The following is a 17,275-nucleotide window of genomic DNA, read 5'->3' on the forward strand; positions in this document are numbered from 1 at the left end:
ATATAGCTATACGGGGAGGCTCGAACTTTGATTTATATAATCGGTTTTATTTGTTTTTTACTTTTAATGTTTCTGTTTAGTCGCTTAATTCAGCAATCAAAGAATCCTTCGGGCTTTCTAGGAAAACGAATGATGAAATTGTGGAATCGAACCTATCTCCCCATGTTTGTATGGGCAATTCGTCATCTAGATAGGACATTTTACCCTGTAATCTTAGATGTAGGAGTTGGGAATGGTCGTTCAACCATCCTGCTGAAAGAAACTTTTCCGCAAAGTACCATAACTGGAATCGATATTTCAGATACTGCAATAGCTCAAGCCAAACAGGTAGAGATGACTAATCTAAATTTTGAACGAAGAGACGTTAGGGAGACAGGCTTTTCTGATGAAAGTGTTGATTTAATCACAGCCTTTCAAACTCATTTTCATTGGCGGGACCTAGAGGCTTCTTTTATGGAACTTAGAAGAATACTCAAATCAGACGGGATGCTCTTACTGGCTTGTGAATATAACAAGTTGTCTTACTTTTACCAGAGGTCCAAAGTGAAGAAGCATTTAGACGATTCTTGTTATCAGTAGGCTTTGAGCTCGTAACTAGTCAAAGAAAGGGATCATGGATCCTTTATAAAATTGTTAAAAACTAATGGAGGTACAATCATGAAACAATTATTTTTATGTTCAAACTTTGCTGAAGTCAAAAAGCTTTTTAGCGATTATGCAAAGGAAAAGAATCTAGAAAATAAGGTTTTATTTATTCCTACCGCTGGGAACAAAGAGGACTATACTGCCTATATCGATGAGGCTCAGCGAACATTCAGGGATTTAGGATTTGAGATAGAGGTTCTAGATATTGCTTCTTGTGATCGAGAAACTGCTCAGGCAAAGATTTTCCAAAGCAAGATTCTTTATATCTCAGGCGGGAATACCTTTTATTTATTACAAGAATTAAAGAAAAAACAACTCCTATCTCTTATCAAAGAGCAAATAAGAGATGGGCTGGTCTATGTGGGAGAATCAGCAGGGGCTATCATTACAGCCAAGGATGTTGACTACAATAAACTCATGGACGATAAGACGGTAGCGACAGAGTTATCTGATACAGCAGGATTGGATGAAGTGGATTTTTATATCCTTCCACATTATGGTGAGGAATCTTTTACTGATAGTAGTCAGAAGACCTTTGAAACCTATAAAAAGCAGCTTGAATTGCTACCACTTCATAACCACCAAGCAATTATCGTTAACGATGAGCAAATAGATATCTTGACAATAGAATAAAAGCGTGGTTGGAAGAACAGTAATATTTTACCAATAAAACGATTAGCGGTTGATAATTCACTTAGTGGGAATCTGCCATGGATAGATTAATTTTATGAATTCAAGAAGGGAAAAGTTATGAAAATAAAAACGCTAGATAAAATAGGTGGGGTTATTTTCTTGTTTCTAACGATTGCTATCATTGTTGTTTTTTTATCAGATACGAGCTTTTTTGAGTGGGCATTTACTAGACACCAGAATACTCTGAGTTGGTATATTCGCCCTCTCTTTATTATTCCAATTGTAATGGGAGCTTATAAAAAATCCTACAGCCTGATTTTCTTTTCTATATTTTGCCTATTTACTAGTATGTTCTGGTTCCCAAAGCCGGAAATAGTTGATGTAAAAGTAATTGAGTTTTTGAATTTTGAGAAGACTTATTTTACGAGCGGATGGAGTATTGAAAAAGTTATTATTCTGGCAACAATTCTAGCATTTTTTACGGCGATTATATCCTTAACATGGAGTAGACGTTGGTATGGATTATTAGCAACGGTAGTAATTGGAGCGTTTCTGAAGGTTGCCCATAGTCTTTTATTTAGTGGAGGAAGTGGCATATCAATTGTAAAACCAGCTGTTTTAGGATTGATTCTCTGCATCTTAGTGATTTATTTCATCTTCAAAAGAAGAAAGTAAAAATAATAAAAGTTTATGGTCGCTTTTCTCTTGACAATTATTCACTTTGTGTGTAAAATGGAATAGATCTTGAACTTGAAGGGAGTGAAAAAAATGTCTAAAACAGTAGTACGTAAGAATGAATCTCTTGACGATGCACTTCGTCGTTTCAAACGTGCGGTTACTAAAGCTGGTACTCTTCAAGAAACACGCAAACGTGAATTCTATGAAAAACCTTCTGTAAAACGTAAACGTAAATCAGAAGCAGCTCGTAAACGTAAAAAATTCTAATTTGAAATAAAAGGCTAGACTTGTCTAGCCTTTTTTCTTTCCAAATAAATACTGTAAATCCTGCAAAAAAAGGAAACTTCCTACCACAATTTGATATAATAGTAGGGAGAACTCGATTGAAGGAGGAAATTATGTCGGTTTTAGTAAAAGAAGTCATTGAAAAGCTCAGATTAGACATTGTTTACGGTGAAGGCGATTTACTTGAAAAAGAAATCAATACTGCGGACATTTCTCGACCAGGTCTTGAAATGACAGGCTATTTTGATTACTATACTCCGGAGCGGCTTCAACTGTTGGGAATGAAGGAATGGTCTTATTTAGTCTCCATGTCTTCTCACAACCGTTATAAGGTGTTGACCAAGATGTTTCAACCAGAAACACCAGTGGTTATTGTTGCGCGTGGTTTAGTAGTTCCAGAAGAAATGTTGAAAGCTGCCAGGGAATGTAAGATTGCGATTTTAACCAGTCGAACAGCCACTAGTCGCCTATCAGGAGAATTGTCTAGCTATTTGGATTCTCGTTTGGCAGAACGGACCAGTGTTCATGGTGTCTTGATGGACATTTATGGCATGGGTGTCTTGATCCAAGGGGATAGCGGTATCGGTAAGAGTGAAACTGGTCTGGAACTTGTGAAACGTGGACACCGTTTGGTGGCAGATGATCGTGTAGATATTTTTGCAAAAGACGAAATGACCCTTTGGGGAGAGCCAGCTGAAATTTTGAGGCATTTACTTGAGATCCGTGGAGTGGGGATTATTGATGTGATGAGTCTCTACGGAGCAAGTGCAGTTAAGGATTCTTCACAAGTTCAACTAGCAGTTTATTTGGAAAACTATGATACGCATAAAACCTTCGATCGCTTAGGAAATAATGCTGAAGAAATCGAGATTTCTGGCGTAGCCATTCCGCGTATCCGCATCCCTGTAAAAACAGGACGCAATATTTCTGTTGTTATTGAAGCGGCTGCCATGAACTACCGTGCTAAGGAAATGGGCTTTGATGCGACACGTTTATTTGAAGAACGCTTGACAAATCTGATCGCTCAAAATGAGGTGAAAAATGATTAATCCAGTCGCATTTGAAATCGGTCCTTTTTCTATTCGTTGGTATGCTCTGTGTATTGTGGCTGGTTTGATTTTGGCAGTCTACCTTGCCATGAAGGAAGCTCCTAAAAAGAAAATTCTGTCAGATGATATTTTGGATTTTATCCTGATTGCTTTTCCAGTCGCGATTTTAGGTGCTAGACTATACTACGTACTCTTTCGCTTAGATTATTATCTGCAAAATCCAGGTGAAATCATTGCCATCTGGAATGGTGGTTTGGCCATTTATGGAGGTTTGATAGCAGGGGCTATTGTTCTTTATATCTTTGCAGATAGAAAGCTGATCAATACTTGGGATTTCTTAGATATTGCAGCACCGAGCGTCATGATTGCCCAGAGTTTAGGACGCTGGGGGAACTTCTTTAACCAAGAAGCCTACGGTGCAGCGGTAGATAGTCTGGATTATTTGCCAGGCTTTATCCGCGACCAGATGTACATCGATGGTAGCTACCGTCAGCCGACCTTCTTATATGAGTCGGTTTGGAATCTGATTGGTTTTGCTTTAATCTTGATTTTTAGACGAAAATTAAAGGGAATCAGACGCGGTCATATCACTGCTTTCTACTTGATTTGGTATGGCTTCGGCCGTATGATCATCGAAGGGATGCGGACGGATAGTCTCATGTTCTTTGGTCTGCGAGTTTCCCAATGGTTATCAGTTGTCCTTATCGGACTCGGTATTTTTATCATACTTTATCAAAATAGAAAGAAAGCCCCTTTCTATCATACAGAGGAGGAAAACTAAATGTTAGAAGTTGCATATATACTTGTTGCGATTGCTTTGATTGTCTGTTTAGTCTATTTGACAATCACGATTCAAAAAGCAGGTCGTATGATTGATGAGACTGAGAAAACCATCAAAACGTTGGGCTCAGATGTGAACGTTACCTTGCATCAGACTAATGAATTGTTGGTTAAGGTCAATGTGTTAGCAGACGATATCAATATCAAAGTTGCGACGATTGATCCACTCTTTACGGCTGTAGCTGACTTATCTGAGTCAGTATCTGATCTCAACCAACATGCACGTGTTTTAGGTAAAAAGGCTTCATCTGCTGGTTCAAAGACCATTAAAACAGGTGCAAGCTTGTCCGCTCTTCGTTTCGCAAGTAAATTTTTCAAAAAATAAAAAAGGAGAAATCTTATGGGAAAACTATCCTCTATCCTTTTAGGAACAGTTTCAGGTGCAGCTCTTGCTTTGTTTTTGACGAGTGACAAGGGTAAGCAAGTTTGTAGTCAAGCTCAGGATTTTCTAGATGATTTGAGAGAAGATCCAGAATATGCTAGAGAGCAGGTTTGTGAAAAACTAACAGAAGTGAAGGAACAGGCAACGGACTTTGTGCTGAAAACAAAGGAACAAGTAGAATCTGGTGAAATCACTTTTGATAGTGTCCTTGACCAAGCTAAAAACTGTGCTCGACAAGCGACAGAAGCATCCAAGGAAACCTTTAACAATCTCAAGGAGCAATGGCAAGAACAGTCAGCAACTCCAGACGTTGCTGAAGATCAAGAAGAAATCATCATCGATATTACTGAAGTATAATGCATCACCATCTCTGGTTTTTGGAGATGGTGATTTTTATCTGCAGCCTGTCTTTGTGGTATAATAAATACTATGCAGAAAAAACCAACGTCAGCCTATGTGCACATTCCCTTTTGTACCCAGATTTGTTATTACTGTGACTTTTCAAAAGTTTTTATTAAAAATCAGCCAGTAGATAGTTATTTGGAGCATCTGCTAGAAGAGTTTCGTTCTTATGATATCCAAAAGTTGCGAACTCTCTACATTGGAGGTGGGACGCCAACGGCTTTGTCAGCTCCGCAATTAGAAGTGCTCTTGGATGGCTTGACTAAAAATCTAGACTTGTCTGTCTTGGAAGAGTTGACAATTGAGGCCAATCCAGGCGACTTGGACGCGGATAAGATTGCGGTTTTGAAACAGTCGCCAGTCAATCGTGTCTCCTTAGGTGTGCAGACCTTTGATGACAAAATGCTGAAAAAGATTGGGCGTAGTCACTTGGAGAAGGATATTTATGAAAATATCGACCGCCTTAAATTGGCTGGTTTTGACAATATCTCCATCGACTTGATTTATGCATTGCCTGGTCAGACCATGGAACAAGTAAAGGACAATGTAGCTAAGGCTATCTCGCTTGATATTCCTCATATGAGTCTTTATAGCTTGATTTTGGAGAATCATACGGTCTTTATGAACCGCATGCGACGTGGGAAATTGCCTCTGCCTAAGGAGGAACTGGAAGCTGAGATGTTTGAGTACATCATCGCAGAGCTGGAGCGAGCGGGTTTTGAGCATTATGAGATTTCCAATTTCTCCAAGCCTGGTTTTGAAAGTCGCCACAATCTCATGTACTGGGATAATGCCGAGTATTATGGTATCGGTGCAGGTGCTTCAGGTTATGTGAACGGGGTGCGCTATAAAAACCACGGTCCAATCCGCCACTATCTCAACGCAGTAGAGGCAGGAAATACTCGCATTACAGAAGAACACCTGAGTCAAAAGGAGCAGATGGAAGAAGAAATGTTTCTGGGACTCCGCAAGAAATCAGGGGTTTCCATGACACGATTTGAGGAAAAATTCGGACGGTCCTTTGAAGGACTATATGGAGAAATTGTCAGAGACTTGGTTCAACAAGGTCTCATGCAGTTCGATGGTGATCGTGTCAGAATGACAAAGAGGGGTCTCTTTTTAGGAGACACTGTAGCAGAACGATTTATTTTGGAGTAGAACAATGGGTTTAACTTATCAAATGAAAATGAAAATTCCTTTTGATATGGCGGACATGAACGGTCATATCAAACTTCCAGATGTGATTTTGCTGTCCCTGCAAGTATCAGGTATGCAGTCAATTGAGCTGGGAGTTAGCGACAAGGATATGTTAGAACGTTACAATCTGGTCTGGATTATTACAGACTATGCGATTGACGTGGTTCGCTTGCCTCGCTTTGCTGAGGAGATTACGATTGAAACAGAAGCATTGACTTACAATCGTCTTTTTTGCTACCGCCGTTTCACTATTTACGATGAAGCAGGTCAAGAAATGATTCGCATGTTAGCAACCTTTGTTCTTATGGACCGCGATAGTCGTAAAGTCCATGCTGTCGAACCGGAGATTGTTGCGCCTTATCAGTCTGAGTTTGATAAAAAACTCATCCGTGGGCCAAAGTATGCAAATCTAGAAAACCCGATCAGTAAAGACTACCATGTTCGTTTTTACGACTTGGATATGAATGGTCATGTTAATAATAGCAAATATCTGGATTGGATTTTTGAGGTCATGGGAGCAGACTTTTTGACCAAGTATATTCCAAAGAAAATCAATCTCAAATATGTCAAAGAAGTGCGACCGGGTGGCATGATTGCTTCAGCTTATGAACTCAAGGGACTAGAAAGCAAGCATGAGATTATCAGTGATGGCGAGATTAATGCCCAAGCTATGATTACTTGGCAAGAAATTGAGGGCAATTAGAAAGGGCGATATGGCTTATAAAGGTTATTTAATTGATTTAGACGGAACCATTTACAAGGGGAAAGACCGAATTCCGGCAGGAGAGGCTTTTGTCCATGAGTTGCAAAAGCGAGAAATTCCTTATCTCTTTGTAACCAACAATACAACTCGTACTCCTGAGAGTGTTCAAGAGATGTTGGCTCAGAATTTTAATATCAACACGCCTCTATCGACGGTTTACACAGCGACTTTGGCAACCATCGACTATATGAATGACTTGGGACTGGAAAAGACAGTCTATGTCATCGGAGAAGCAGGGCTCAAGGATGCCATTCAGGCGGCTGGTTATGTCGAAGACAAGGAAAATCCTGCCTATGTGGTAGTTGGACTGGACTGGCAAGTCGACTATGAAAAATTTGCGACGGCGACTCTAGCCATCCAAAAGGGAGCTCACTTTATCGGAACCAACCCTGATCTCAATATTCCGACGGAACGTGGTCTTTTGCCTGGTGCTGGTTCACTTGTAACTCTGCTTGAAGTAGCAACTCGGGTAAAACCAGTTTATATTGGAAAACCAAATGCTATCATTATGGATAAGGCAGTTGAGCACTTGGGTTTGAAACGAGAAGAATTGCTCATGGTGGGGGACAACTACCTGACAGACATCCGAGCAGGGATTGACAATGGTATTCCAACGCTCTTGGTGACGACAGGTTTTACCAAGGCAGAAGAAGTGGGGGACCTGCCAATCGCACCAACTCATGTGGTTTCTAGCCTTGCGGAGTGGAATTTTGATGAAAATTAAACTGACTTTTGGGGGAAGTATGCTCTTTCTCCTCTCCCTTTCTATTCTCTTAACCATTTATCTGGCTTGGATTTTCTATCCCATGGAGATTCAGTATCTGAACTTAGCGGGTCGAGTCTATCTAAAACCAGAAACCATTCTGTATAATTTTCATATCTTGATGAATTACCTGACCAATCCCTTTAGTCAGGTCTTAGAGATGCCAGATTTTCGTTCATCAGCGGCAGGTTTACACCACTTTGCGGTGGTGAAGAGTCTTTTTCACTTAGTTCAGCTAGTTGCCCTAGTGACGCTACCAAGTTTTTATTTCTTTGTTAGAAAGATTGTGAAAAAAGGCTTTTTGCCCCTATATCGTAAAAGTATCTTGACTTTAGTGCTATTGCCTCTGGTCATTGGGCTTGTGGGAGTGTTGATTGGTTTTGAGCAATTTTTTACTCTGTTCCATCAGATTCTCTTTGTGGGAGACGATACCTGGCTTTTTGATCCAGCAAAGGATCCCGTTATTCTGATTTTGCCAGAGACTTTCTTCCTCCATGCTTTTTTACTTTTCTTTGCTTTGTATGAAGGAATGTTTTGTTTCCTTCTTGTTAAAGCTTCAAGGAAATAGTGGAAAAAATTCTGTATTTTTAATAAAAAACGAGAGAAGGTGCTCTGCTCCCTATTTATTGTTAGGTTATCCTAAAGATAAACTTGCAAAGCAGGAGATTTTTGCAGAAAACAGTCTATTTTCTATGAAAAAATAGGCTTTTTTTCTAAAAATACCTAGTCAAGCGCTTTATTTTTTTGTATAATAGAAATACTAAGTATAGATAAAAGAAGAGAAAAGCATGATTACACTATTTTTATCACCGAGTTGTACATCATGTCGTAAGGCAAAGGCTTGGTTAGAGACGCATAAAGTGCCCTTTCAAGAGCATAATATTATGACTAGTCCTTTAACAAGAAAAGAATTACAACATATTCTTTCCTTGACCGAAAATGGTACTGATGACATCATTTCAACTCGTTCAAAAATTTTTCAAAAATTGGATATTGATGTAGAGAGTATCTCGGTATCGGAGTTGCTTCAGTTGATTGAGCAATATCCTAGTCTTTTGCGTCGCCCAATTATTACAGATACCAAACGCATGCAAATTGGTTTTAATGAAGATGAGATTCGTGCTTTTCTCCCTCGTAGTTACCGTAAACAAGAACTAAAAGAAGCAACATTGAGAGCTGGTATTGGATAGATGAACAAACAGTATAGTTACCCACTAGATTTGTCGTGGAGCACTGAAGAACTTGCTTCAGTGCTTTCTTTTTTTAATGATGTTGAAGCTGCTTATGAAGATAAGGTAGAAGCAAAAAAACTGCTAGAGTCTTACAAGGAATTCAAGTCTGTGGTTCCAAGCAAAAGCGAAGAAAAGCGCCTAGGTCGCGAATTTGAGACGGCTAGCGGTTATTCCTTCTATCATGCAGTTCAATTAGCAAAAGAAAAAAGAGAAGGGAAGATTTCTCTTGGAAACTAAATTTGAATTTGCCAAACAGATTGTGCAGGAAGCTGCTGACTATATTTTGGCTCACATGAAAGAAGATTTGCAGGTTGAGCGCAAGTCTTCACCTACCGACTTGGTGACGCGTTTGGATAAGGAGGTCCAGGAACTCTTGGTTGATCGGATCAAGTCCACCTATCCTGAGGATTTGATTTGCGCGGAAGAGGGCTGTTTACGTGCTGCGGTTGATCAAGGTTCCGTTTGGGTGATTGATCCCATTGACGGTACCAATAATTTTGTCGCCCAGCAGGAAGATTTTGCCGTTATGTTGGCTTATTTTGAGAATGGTGTGGGCAAATTTGGCATCATCTATGATGTCATGAAAGGTGATTGTTACCATGGTGGTGGTGCCTTTCCTCCTTGTCGTAATAATGAGCCCTTACCGACTTTTAAACAGAAACCTCTTCAAGAATTTTTAGTTGCCGGTAACTCAGGTATGTTTGAAACCAATGAGTGGGGCTTGGCGGATTTGGGCCGAGCAGCATTGGGAGTCCGTGTTTACGGCAGTGCGGCCATTAGTTTTGCTAAGGTTTTATCGGGTCGTCTTCTGACTTATATTACCTACTTACAGCCATGGGATTACGCTGCGGCTAGTATTTTAGGGGAAAGTCTTGGTTATCGCCTTCTTACGGTATCGGGTGAGCCCGCTGATTTTAAAACGCGTCAGCCTGTCATGATGGTGCCAATCGAGATGCAAGAAGAGATTCAGTCTTATATCTACGAAAGGAAAGAGAACTAAATGCAATTTCCAGAAGGATTTGTTGAAAAATATGAAGCGATACTAGAAGATGAGGCAAGAGATTTTCTTGCCTCTTTTAAGCAGGAAGCGGTTTCGGCTTTTCGGGTTAATCCCTTAAAAGAAAGTCAATTGTCGTTTGCGGATGCTATTCCAAATACACCTTGGGGACATTATGGCAAGGTCTCAGGGAAGTCACCAGAGCACGTGACGGGTCTCGTTTATTCACAAGAGCCTGCAGCCCAAATGGTGGCCCAGGTAGCTCAACCAAGTCCTGGCATGAAGGTCTTGGACTTGGCGGCAGCACCAGGTGGAAAATCCACTCAACTAGCAGCTTATCTGGCTAATCAAGGAGTCCTTGTTTCCAACGAAATTTCAAGCAAGCGTGCTAAGATTTTAGTGGAAAATATGGAGCGATTTGGAGCGACAAATGTTGTCGTGACCAATGAATCTGCTGACGGCTTAGCCAAGGTTTTTAAAGGTTACTTTGATGTGATTGTCCTTGATGCACCTTGCTCGGGTGAAGGGATGTTTCGTAAGCAGCCAGATGCCATGGATTATTGGAGTACCGCTTATCCTAGCCAATGTGCCAGTCTCCAAAGAGAAATTTTAGAAGATGCAGTGACCATGCTTGCTGAAGGTGGTCATTTGATCTATTCGACCTGTACTTGGGCACCTGAGGAAAATGAAGAAATCGTCCACTGGTTGCTGGATACTTATGATTTTGAACTGCTTCCAGTCGAGCATGTGAACGGTATGGTAGCAGGAATTGATCTTCCTGAAACGGCGCGAATGTACCCTCACCATTTTAAGGGAGAAGGTCAGTTTGTTGCCCATCTGCAGTTTAAGGGAGAAAATCCAGCACCTAAATTCAAAGCCAGCAAGAGCAATCTCAGTCGTGAACAACTGGATTTGTGGCATGATTTTGCCCAAAAACACTTGCAGGTCAATCTAACTGGTATCTTACAGACTTTTGGAGATCAGCTCTATCTCTTGCCAGAGATGCTACCTGATCTAGGGAAGCTCAAAATTGCCCGAAATGGGCTCCATCTGGGGACGTTTAAGAAGAAACGCTTCGAACCAAGCTTTGCTCTGGGATTAGCCTTGAAACCAAGTCAAGTAAAACAAAGGGTCGAAATCAATGATGAGGATTTTGTAAAATATGTGGCTGGTGAGACTGTTCAATTGTCTGAATCTCGACCAAATGGCTGGTACCAAGTTGTGGTTCAAGGAAACGGACTAGGCTTTGCCAAGGTAACGGGAAATGTTTTGAAAAATTATTATCCAAAAGGGCTCAGATTCAGGTGAAAAAGCTAGTCAAAGAGCCTACTCTATGTTATAGTGGAATTATGAGTTTTTTCTGATAGTCTTTTATTATTACTTATATTATACGATGGAATTGTCCGCCCCTAAGAATGTCTAAAAAATAAAGCGGGACAATCATTGATGATAATTGGCTGATCAGGACAAACGGAAGAAATCAGAACATTTATCATTATGTTCAAGGAGAATAACAGTGAAAAAAAGAAAAAAGCTCGTCATGTCTCTTGCAGCTCTTTTGGTGGCAGGTTCTCTAGCAGGATGTGCTAGCTGGATTGATCGTGGAGAATCCATGACAGCTGTTGGTTCAACAGCTCTTCAACCTCTTGTCGAAGCAGCAGCAGATGAATTTGGTTCTAGAAACATCGGAAAAACAGTCAATGTTCAAGGTGGTGGATCGGGTACAGGACTATCTCAAGTCCAGTCTGGAGCAGTAGACATCGGGAACTCTGACGTCTTTGCAGAGGAAAAAGATGGAATCGATGCTTCAGCTCTAGTAGACCACAAGGTTGCAGTGGCTGGTCTTGCAGTGATTGTAAACAAGGAAGTGACTGTCGAAAATCTCACAACCGAGCAACTTCGCAAAATCTTTACAGGTGAAGTGACCAACTGGAAAGAAGTTGGGGGCAAAGACCTGGCCATTTCAATCATCAACCGAGCAGCAAGTTCTGGTTCACGAGCGACGTTTGATACGGTGGTTATGAATGGCCAATTGGCAATGCAGAGCCAAGAACAGGATTCTAACGGGATGGTCAAGTCGATTGTATCCCAAACACCTGGAGCTATTTCTTACCTAGCCTTTGCCTATGTAGATGATTCAGTGAAAAGTATGAAACTGAATGGGTATGAGCCTACGTCTGAAAATGTAACGACCAACAATTGGCCTTTATGGTCTTATGAACATATGTACACACTTGGTCAGCCAAATGAGTTAGCTGCTGAATTCCTGAATTTCGTCCTCTCAGATGAAGCCCAAAATGGAATTGTTAAGGGAATGGGCTATATCTCTATCAATGAAATGAAAGTCCAAAAGGATGCTTCAGGTACCGTTACAGCAGTAGAAGGAGGTCAATAATGAATCAAGAAGAATTATCTAAAAAATTACTCTCTCCTTCAAAGAACTCTCGCCTTGAGAAGTTTGGTAAAGGTTTGACCTTCACTTGCCTTTCTTTGATTGTTATCATTGTGGCCATGATTTTGATTTTTGTAGCCCAAAAAGGCTTATCGACCTTCTTTGTCAATGGAGTGAATATCTTTGATTTCCTCTTTGGACAAACTTGGAATCCTTCAGGGAAACAATTTGGTGCCCTTCCAATGATTTTGGGTTCCTTTATTGTAACGATTTTATCAGCCCTCATTGCAACTCCCTTTGCTATTGGAGCTGCAGTCTTTATGACAGAAGTATCACCAAAGGGTGCAAAGATTTTGCAACCAGCCATTGAACTCCTTGTCGGGATTCCTTCAGTCGTCTATGGATTTATCGGTTTGCAAGTTGTGGTGCCTTTTGTTCGTAGCATCTTTGGTGGAACTGGTTTTGGGATCTTGTCAGGGATTTTCGTTCTTTTTGTCATGATTCTACCAACTGTAACCTTTATGACAACAGACAGCTTGCGTGCTGTTCCTCGTCATTATCGTGAAGCTAGTTTAGCTATGGGAGCCACTCGTTGGCAAACCATCTGGCGTGTGACCTTGAAAGCAGCACGTTCAGGTATTTTTACTGCAGTGGTCTTTGGGATGGCGCGTGCCTTTGGTGAAGCTCTTGCTATTCAGATGGTTGTCGGAAACTCAGCAGTTATCCCAACCTCGCTAACAACACCTGCTGCGACTTTGACTTCTGTTTTGACTATGGGTATCGGAAATACCGTCATGGGAACGGTTGATAATAACGTTCTCTGGTCACTGGCCTTAGTCTTGCTCTTGATGAGTTTGGCCTTTAACAGTGTGATTAAGTTGATTACGAAAGAAAGAGGAAAGAAAAACTATGCACGCTAAGAAATTAGATAAATTTGCAACAGCTGTCCTCTATACCATCGCTGGTATCATTGTTGCCATCTTGGCATCCTTGATTCTCTATATCTTGGTGAGAGGGTTACCGCACATCTCTTGGTCTTTCTTGACTGGAAAATCATCCTCTTATCAAGCAGGTGGGGGTATCGGGATTCAGCTCTACAATTCCTTCTTCCTTTTAGTCATTACCTTGATTATCTCTGTGCCTTTGTCCATGGGGGCTGGGATTTACCTAGCTGAATATGCAAAAAAGGGTCCTGTGACAAATTTTGTCAGAACCTGTATTGAGATTTTGTCTTCTCTACCATCAGTCGTTGTGGGTCTCTTTGGTTACTTGATTTTTGTAGTCCAGTTTGAGTATGGATTTTCAATCATTTCAGGTGCCTTGGCCTTGACGGTCTTTAACCTCCCTCAGATGACTCGAAATGTTGAGGACAGTTTAAAACACGTTCACCATACACAACGTGAGGCTGGCTTAGCTCTTGGAATTTCTCGTTGGGAGACTGTGGTCCATGTCGTCATTCCAGAAGCCCTTCCAGGCATCGTAACGGGTGTTGTCTTAGCCTCTGGCCGTATCTTTGGTGAGGCCGCCGCTCTTATCTATACGGCAGGACAATCTGCTCCAGCCCTTGACTGGTCTAACTGGAATATCCTCAGTGTTACCAGCCCCATCTCAATCTTCCGTCAAGCAGAAACCTTGGCTGTCCATATTTGGAAGGTCAACAGTGAAGGAACCATTCCTGATGCTACCATTGTATCTGCTGGTTCTGCCGCTGTGCTCCTCATCTTTATTTTGATTTTTAACTTTGGAGCACGCAAACTCGGAAGCTATCTACACAAGAAATTAACCGCTGCCTAAAGGAGAAGCCATGTCAAAATATAACTGGGATGAAAAGCATATCATCACCTTCCCTGAAGAAAAAGTGGCCCTCTCCACCAAGGATTTACATGTTTACTATGGTAAAAATGAATCCATCAAGGGCATCAATATGCAATTTGAAAAAAATAAAATTACAGCCTTGATTGGCCCCTCTGGATCTGGGAAATCTACTTATCTTCGCAGTCTCAATCGGATGAATGATACCATTGATATTGCCAAGGTCACAGGTCAAATCCTCTACCGAGGGATTGACGTCAACCGTCCAGAAATCAATGTCTATGAGATGCGCAAGCATATCGGAATGGTCTTTCAACGTCCAAATCCATTTGCCAAGTCTATTTACCGCAACATTACTTTTGCTCATGAACGTGCAGGTGTTAAGGACAAGAAAGTACTTGATGAAATTGTAGAAACCTCTCTCCGACAGGCTGCCCTTTGGGATCAGGTCAAAGACGACCTCCACAAATCAGCCTTGATGCTTTCTGGAGGTCAGCAACAACGTCTCTGTATCGCTCGCGCCATCTCTGTTAAGCCAGATATCCTCTTGATGGATGAACCGGCGTCAGCCTTGGATCCGATTGCGACAGCCCAACTGGAAGAAACCATGTTGGAATTGAAGAAAGACTTTACCATCATCATTGTTACCCACAGTATGCAACAGGCTGCGCGTGCAAGTGACTACACAGGATTTTTCTACTTGGGCGATTTGATCGAGTATGATAAGACGTCCAATATTTTCCAAAATGCTAAGTTACAGTCAACCAATGACTATGTAACGGGACACTTTGGTTAGAAAGGAAGCAGTATGACAGAACCGATTTTGCAGGTTAAAGACCTGTCCGTTTATTACAATAAAAAGAAGGCTTTGAATAGTGTTTCCCTTTCTTTCCAACCTAAGGAAATAACCGCCTTGATTGGTCCTTCTGGATCAGGAAAGTCCACCCTGCTCAAAGCCATCAACCGCATGGGCGATCTAAATCCTGAGGTGACAACAACTGGAACAGTGATTTATAATGGCCACAATATCTACAGTCCACGTACCGATACGGTTGAATTGCGTAAGGAAATCGGTATGGTCTTTCAACAGCCCAATCCTTTCCCTATGTCTATCTATGAAAATGTTGTCTACGGCCTACGTATCAATGGAGTCAGGGATAAACATGTTTTGGATGAAGCGGTGGAAAAAGCTTTGCAACGCGCTTCTATTTGGGATGAGGTCAAGGATCGCTTGCATGATTCAGCCATTGGTCTCTCAGGTGGACAACAACAACGTGTTTGTGTTGCTCGTGTCTTAGCAACCAGTCCCAAGATTATTCTCTTGGATGAACCAACTTCAGCTTTGGATCCTATCTCGGCTGGTAAGATTGAGGAAACCTTGTATGGTCTGAAAGATAAATACACCATGCTCTTGGTAACGCGTTCGATGCAACAGGCCTCTCGTATCTCTGATAAAACAGGATTTTTCCTAGATGGGGATTTGATCGAGTTTAACGATACTAAGAAAATGTTCCTAGACCCACAAAACAAGGAAACAGAAGATTATATTACAGGAAAATTTGGATAAGGAGTTGAATGATGTTACGATCTCAATTTGAAGAAGATTTAGAGAAATTGCACAACCAGTTTTATGCTATGGGACAAGAAGTGCTCTCACAAATCAATCGTACAGTGCGTGCCTTTGTTACACATGACCGTGATTTGGCAAAAGAAGTTATTGAGGAAGATGCAGAAGTAAATGGATATGAAGTGAAACTCGAAAAGAAATCATTTGAAATGATTGCCCTTCAACAACCTGTTTCTCAAGACCTCCGTACTGTATTGACCGTTCTCAAGGCAGTATCGGACCTGGAACGTATGGGAGACCATGCGGTGTCAATCGCAAAAGCAACTATTCGTATGAAGGGGGAACAACGCATCCCTGCCGTTGAGGAAGAAATCAAAAAAATGGGGCGCGATGTGAAAAACTTCGTTGAAGCTGCTCTCGAACTTTACCTGAATGGTTCTGTGGATCAAGCCTATGAAGTAGCGGCTATGGACGAAAAAATCAACCATTACTTTGATAGTATTCGTGATCTTACTACAGAGGAGATTAGGAAACATCCTGAAGCCATCGTTACAGGCCGTGATTACTTCCAGGTAATTTCCTTCTTGGAACGTATCGGAGACTACGCTAAAAATATCTGTGAATGGGTTGTTTACTTTGAAACAGGGAAGATTGTCGAACTATAAGAAACGGTTTAAATATACAGAATAAAAGGCTGATTGTGATAAATCAGTCTTCTTTTTATGAAAGGAATTATTTTATATTCAAAATCTCTAAAAGGGTTGACAACTATTTTTAAAAGAGTTATAATTATTCAAAAATAATAGAAAGGTCGTTTATTTATGAAATTTAAGAAATGGATATTAGTTGTATGTAGCATGCTGGCCAGCGTGATTTTAGTAGCTTGTCAATCCAGTACGGATAGTTCCCAGTCAGCTGTGGACGCTATTAAACAAAAAGGAAAGCTAGTCGTTGCGACCAGCCCAGACTATGCACCTTTTGAATTCCAATCCTTGGTAGATGGTAAAAACCAAGTGGTTGGGGCAGATATTGATATGGCTCAAGCGATTGCGGATGAGCTTGGGGTTAAACTTGAAATCTCTAGCATGAGTTTTGACAATGTTTTGACCAGCCTTCAAACTGGAAAGGCTGACTTAGCCATTGCAGGAATTAGTGCTACAGATGAGAGAAAGGAAGTCTTTGACTTTTCAATCCCTTACTATGAGAACAAAATGAGTTTCTTGGTGAGAAAATCCGATTTAGACAAGTACAAGGATCTTTCAAGCCTCGCAAGTGCGAATATCGCAGCTCAAAAGGGAACCGTTCCAGAAACTATGGTGAAGGAACAATTGCCAAATGCTCAACTGACTTCTTTGACTAATATGGGGGAAGCAGTTAATGAATTGCAGGCTGGAAAAGTAGATGCTGTTCATATGGATGAACCAGTTGCTCTTAGCTACGCAGGTAAAAACTCAGATCTTGCCGTTGCAACTGTTAATTTGACAATGAAAGATGGCGAAGCCAATGCCGTTGCTATCAAGAAGGATCAATCAGACCTGAAAGCAGTAGTAGATAAGGTTATCCAAAAACTAAAAGATGACGGAACCTATCAAAGCTATCTTGAAAAAGCAGCGAAACTAACAGAAGTTGAACAATAAG

At 41.0% G+C, this 17,275-nt stretch carries 22 protein-coding genes and 1 pseudogene; all 23 read left to right on the top strand.

What is annotated here, in order from left to right; translation table 11 throughout:
- Positions 1 to 27 precede the first annotated feature (27 nt).
- The 23 genes and pseudogenes from HMPREF1125_RS07590 to HMPREF1125_RS07690 all read left to right on the top strand — a co-directional run bounded on the left by HMPREF1125_RS07590 (position 28) and on the right by HMPREF1125_RS07690 (position 17,274).
- Positions 28 to 644, top strand: a pseudogene (locus tag HMPREF1125_RS07590) (class I SAM-dependent methyltransferase).
- A gap of 13 nt (positions 645 to 657) precedes the next feature.
- Complete coding sequence (locus HMPREF1125_RS07595) at positions 658 to 1,278, top strand: Type 1 glutamine amidotransferase-like domain-containing protein (RefSeq protein ID WP_000811169.1); 621 nt, start codon at positions 658 to 660, stop codon at positions 1,276 to 1,278.
- A gap of 117 nt (positions 1,279 to 1,395) precedes the next feature.
- Positions 1,396 to 1,953 carry a hypothetical protein gene (locus tag HMPREF1125_RS07600; RefSeq protein WP_000695595.1) on the top strand — a complete coding sequence of 186 codons (558 nt, stop codon included), beginning with the start codon at positions 1,396 to 1,398 and terminating at the stop codon, positions 1,951 to 1,953.
- Positions 1,954 to 2,046: 93 nt separating this feature from the next.
- Positions 2,047 to 2,223, top strand: a complete 177-nt coding sequence (gene rpsU / locus HMPREF1125_RS07605; protein ID WP_000048054.1) for a 30S ribosomal protein S21 — start codon at positions 2,047 to 2,049, stop codon at positions 2,221 to 2,223.
- A 131-nt stretch (positions 2,224 to 2,354) separates the two neighbouring features.
- Complete coding sequence (gene hprK / locus HMPREF1125_RS07610; protein ID WP_000115136.1) at positions 2,355 to 3,290, top strand: HPr(Ser) kinase/phosphatase; 936 nt, start codon at positions 2,355 to 2,357, stop codon at positions 3,288 to 3,290.
- Positions 3,283 to 4,071: a prolipoprotein diacylglyceryl transferase gene (lgt, locus tag HMPREF1125_RS07615; RefSeq protein WP_000609716.1), complete on the top strand. Its 789-nt coding sequence runs from the start codon at positions 3,283 to 3,285 to the stop codon at positions 4,069 to 4,071. Before hprK ends, lgt begins: the two co-directional genes overlap by 8 nt.
- Positions 4,072 to 4,455 carry a DUF948 domain-containing protein gene (locus HMPREF1125_RS07620; RefSeq protein ID WP_000895022.1) on the top strand — a complete coding sequence of 128 codons (384 nt, stop codon included), beginning with the start codon at positions 4,072 to 4,074 and terminating at the stop codon, positions 4,453 to 4,455.
- Between the two features lie 15 nt (positions 4,456 to 4,470).
- On the top strand, positions 4,471 to 4,869 hold the full coding sequence (locus tag HMPREF1125_RS07625) for a YtxH domain-containing protein (protein ID WP_000517390.1): 399 nt from the start codon (positions 4,471 to 4,473) through the stop codon (positions 4,867 to 4,869).
- 72 nt (positions 4,870 to 4,941) lie between these two features.
- Complete coding sequence (gene hemW, locus HMPREF1125_RS07630) at positions 4,942 to 6,072, top strand: radical SAM family heme chaperone HemW (protein WP_001170088.1); 1,131 nt, start codon at positions 4,942 to 4,944, stop codon at positions 6,070 to 6,072.
- 4 nt (positions 6,073 to 6,076) lie between these two features.
- Positions 6,077 to 6,814 (top strand): acyl-[acyl-carrier-protein] thioesterase, encoded by a 738-nt coding sequence (locus tag HMPREF1125_RS07635; RefSeq protein ID WP_000524790.1) that lies wholly within the window; start codon positions 6,077 to 6,079, stop codon positions 6,812 to 6,814.
- A gap of 10 nt (positions 6,815 to 6,824) precedes the next feature.
- A complete protein-coding gene (locus HMPREF1125_RS07640) occupies positions 6,825 to 7,598 on the top strand; it encodes a TIGR01457 family HAD-type hydrolase (RefSeq protein WP_000323537.1) in 774 nt (257 codons plus the stop codon).
- Positions 7,588 to 8,205: a TIGR01906 family membrane protein gene (locus tag HMPREF1125_RS07645; RefSeq protein ID WP_000694706.1), complete on the top strand. Its 618-nt coding sequence runs from the start codon at positions 7,588 to 7,590 to the stop codon at positions 8,203 to 8,205. The genes HMPREF1125_RS07640 and HMPREF1125_RS07645 overlap by 11 nt, the downstream gene beginning before the upstream one ends.
- 220 nt (positions 8,206 to 8,425) lie before the next feature.
- Positions 8,426 to 8,827 carry a Spx/MgsR family RNA polymerase-binding regulatory protein gene (locus HMPREF1125_RS0102315; protein ID WP_002875821.1) on the top strand — a complete coding sequence of 134 codons (402 nt, stop codon included), beginning with the start codon at positions 8,426 to 8,428 and terminating at the stop codon, positions 8,825 to 8,827.
- Positions 8,828 to 9,106 carry a UPF0223 family protein gene (locus HMPREF1125_RS0102320; RefSeq protein WP_001041968.1) on the top strand — a complete coding sequence of 93 codons (279 nt, stop codon included), beginning with the start codon at positions 8,828 to 8,830 and terminating at the stop codon, positions 9,104 to 9,106.
- The gene (locus tag HMPREF1125_RS07650) at positions 9,096 to 9,869 is read left to right on the top strand and encodes an inositol monophosphatase family protein (protein WP_000448241.1); all 774 of its coding nucleotides are present in this window, start codon (positions 9,096 to 9,098) and stop codon (positions 9,867 to 9,869) included. Before HMPREF1125_RS0102320 ends, HMPREF1125_RS07650 begins: the two co-directional genes overlap by 11 nt.
- A complete protein-coding gene (locus HMPREF1125_RS07655; RefSeq protein ID WP_001160236.1) occupies positions 9,870 to 11,174 on the top strand; it encodes an RsmF rRNA methyltransferase first C-terminal domain-containing protein in 1,305 nt (434 codons plus the stop codon).
- A 208-nt stretch (positions 11,175 to 11,382) separates the two neighbouring features.
- Positions 11,383 to 12,261, top strand: a complete 879-nt coding sequence (locus tag HMPREF1125_RS07660; RefSeq protein ID WP_000746366.1) for a phosphate ABC transporter substrate-binding protein PstS — start codon at positions 11,383 to 11,385, stop codon at positions 12,259 to 12,261.
- Positions 12,261 to 13,178: a phosphate ABC transporter permease subunit PstC gene (gene pstC / locus HMPREF1125_RS07665; RefSeq protein ID WP_001070950.1), complete on the top strand. Its 918-nt coding sequence runs from the start codon at positions 12,261 to 12,263 to the stop codon at positions 13,176 to 13,178. The genes HMPREF1125_RS07660 and pstC overlap by 1 nt, the downstream gene beginning before the upstream one ends.
- Positions 13,168 to 14,052 (top strand): phosphate ABC transporter permease PstA, encoded by an 885-nt coding sequence (pstA, locus tag HMPREF1125_RS07670; RefSeq protein WP_000543045.1) that lies wholly within the window; start codon positions 13,168 to 13,170, stop codon positions 14,050 to 14,052. The genes pstC and pstA overlap by 11 nt, the downstream gene beginning before the upstream one ends.
- A gap of 10 nt (positions 14,053 to 14,062) precedes the next feature.
- A complete protein-coding gene (gene pstB / locus HMPREF1125_RS07675; protein WP_000049855.1) occupies positions 14,063 to 14,866 on the top strand; it encodes a phosphate ABC transporter ATP-binding protein PstB in 804 nt (267 codons plus the stop codon).
- Positions 14,867 to 14,878: 12 nt separating this feature from the next.
- Positions 14,879 to 15,637 (top strand): phosphate ABC transporter ATP-binding protein PstB, encoded by a 759-nt coding sequence (gene pstB / locus HMPREF1125_RS07680; RefSeq protein ID WP_000138671.1) that lies wholly within the window; start codon positions 14,879 to 14,881, stop codon positions 15,635 to 15,637.
- A gap of 11 nt (positions 15,638 to 15,648) precedes the next feature.
- Positions 15,649 to 16,302 (top strand): phosphate signaling complex protein PhoU, encoded by a 654-nt coding sequence (gene phoU, locus HMPREF1125_RS07685; RefSeq protein ID WP_000946476.1) that lies wholly within the window; start codon positions 15,649 to 15,651, stop codon positions 16,300 to 16,302.
- A gap of 156 nt (positions 16,303 to 16,458) precedes the next feature.
- On the top strand, positions 16,459 to 17,274 hold the full coding sequence (locus HMPREF1125_RS07690; protein WP_009755289.1) for an ABC transporter substrate-binding protein: 816 nt from the start codon (positions 16,459 to 16,461) through the stop codon (positions 17,272 to 17,274).
- Position 17,275 lies beyond the last annotated feature (1 nt).

It is taken from the genome of Streptococcus oralis SK304, assembly GCF_000287715.1.
GTDB classification, from domain to species: Bacteria; Bacillota; Bacilli; order Lactobacillales; family Streptococcaceae; genus Streptococcus; species Streptococcus oralis_Y.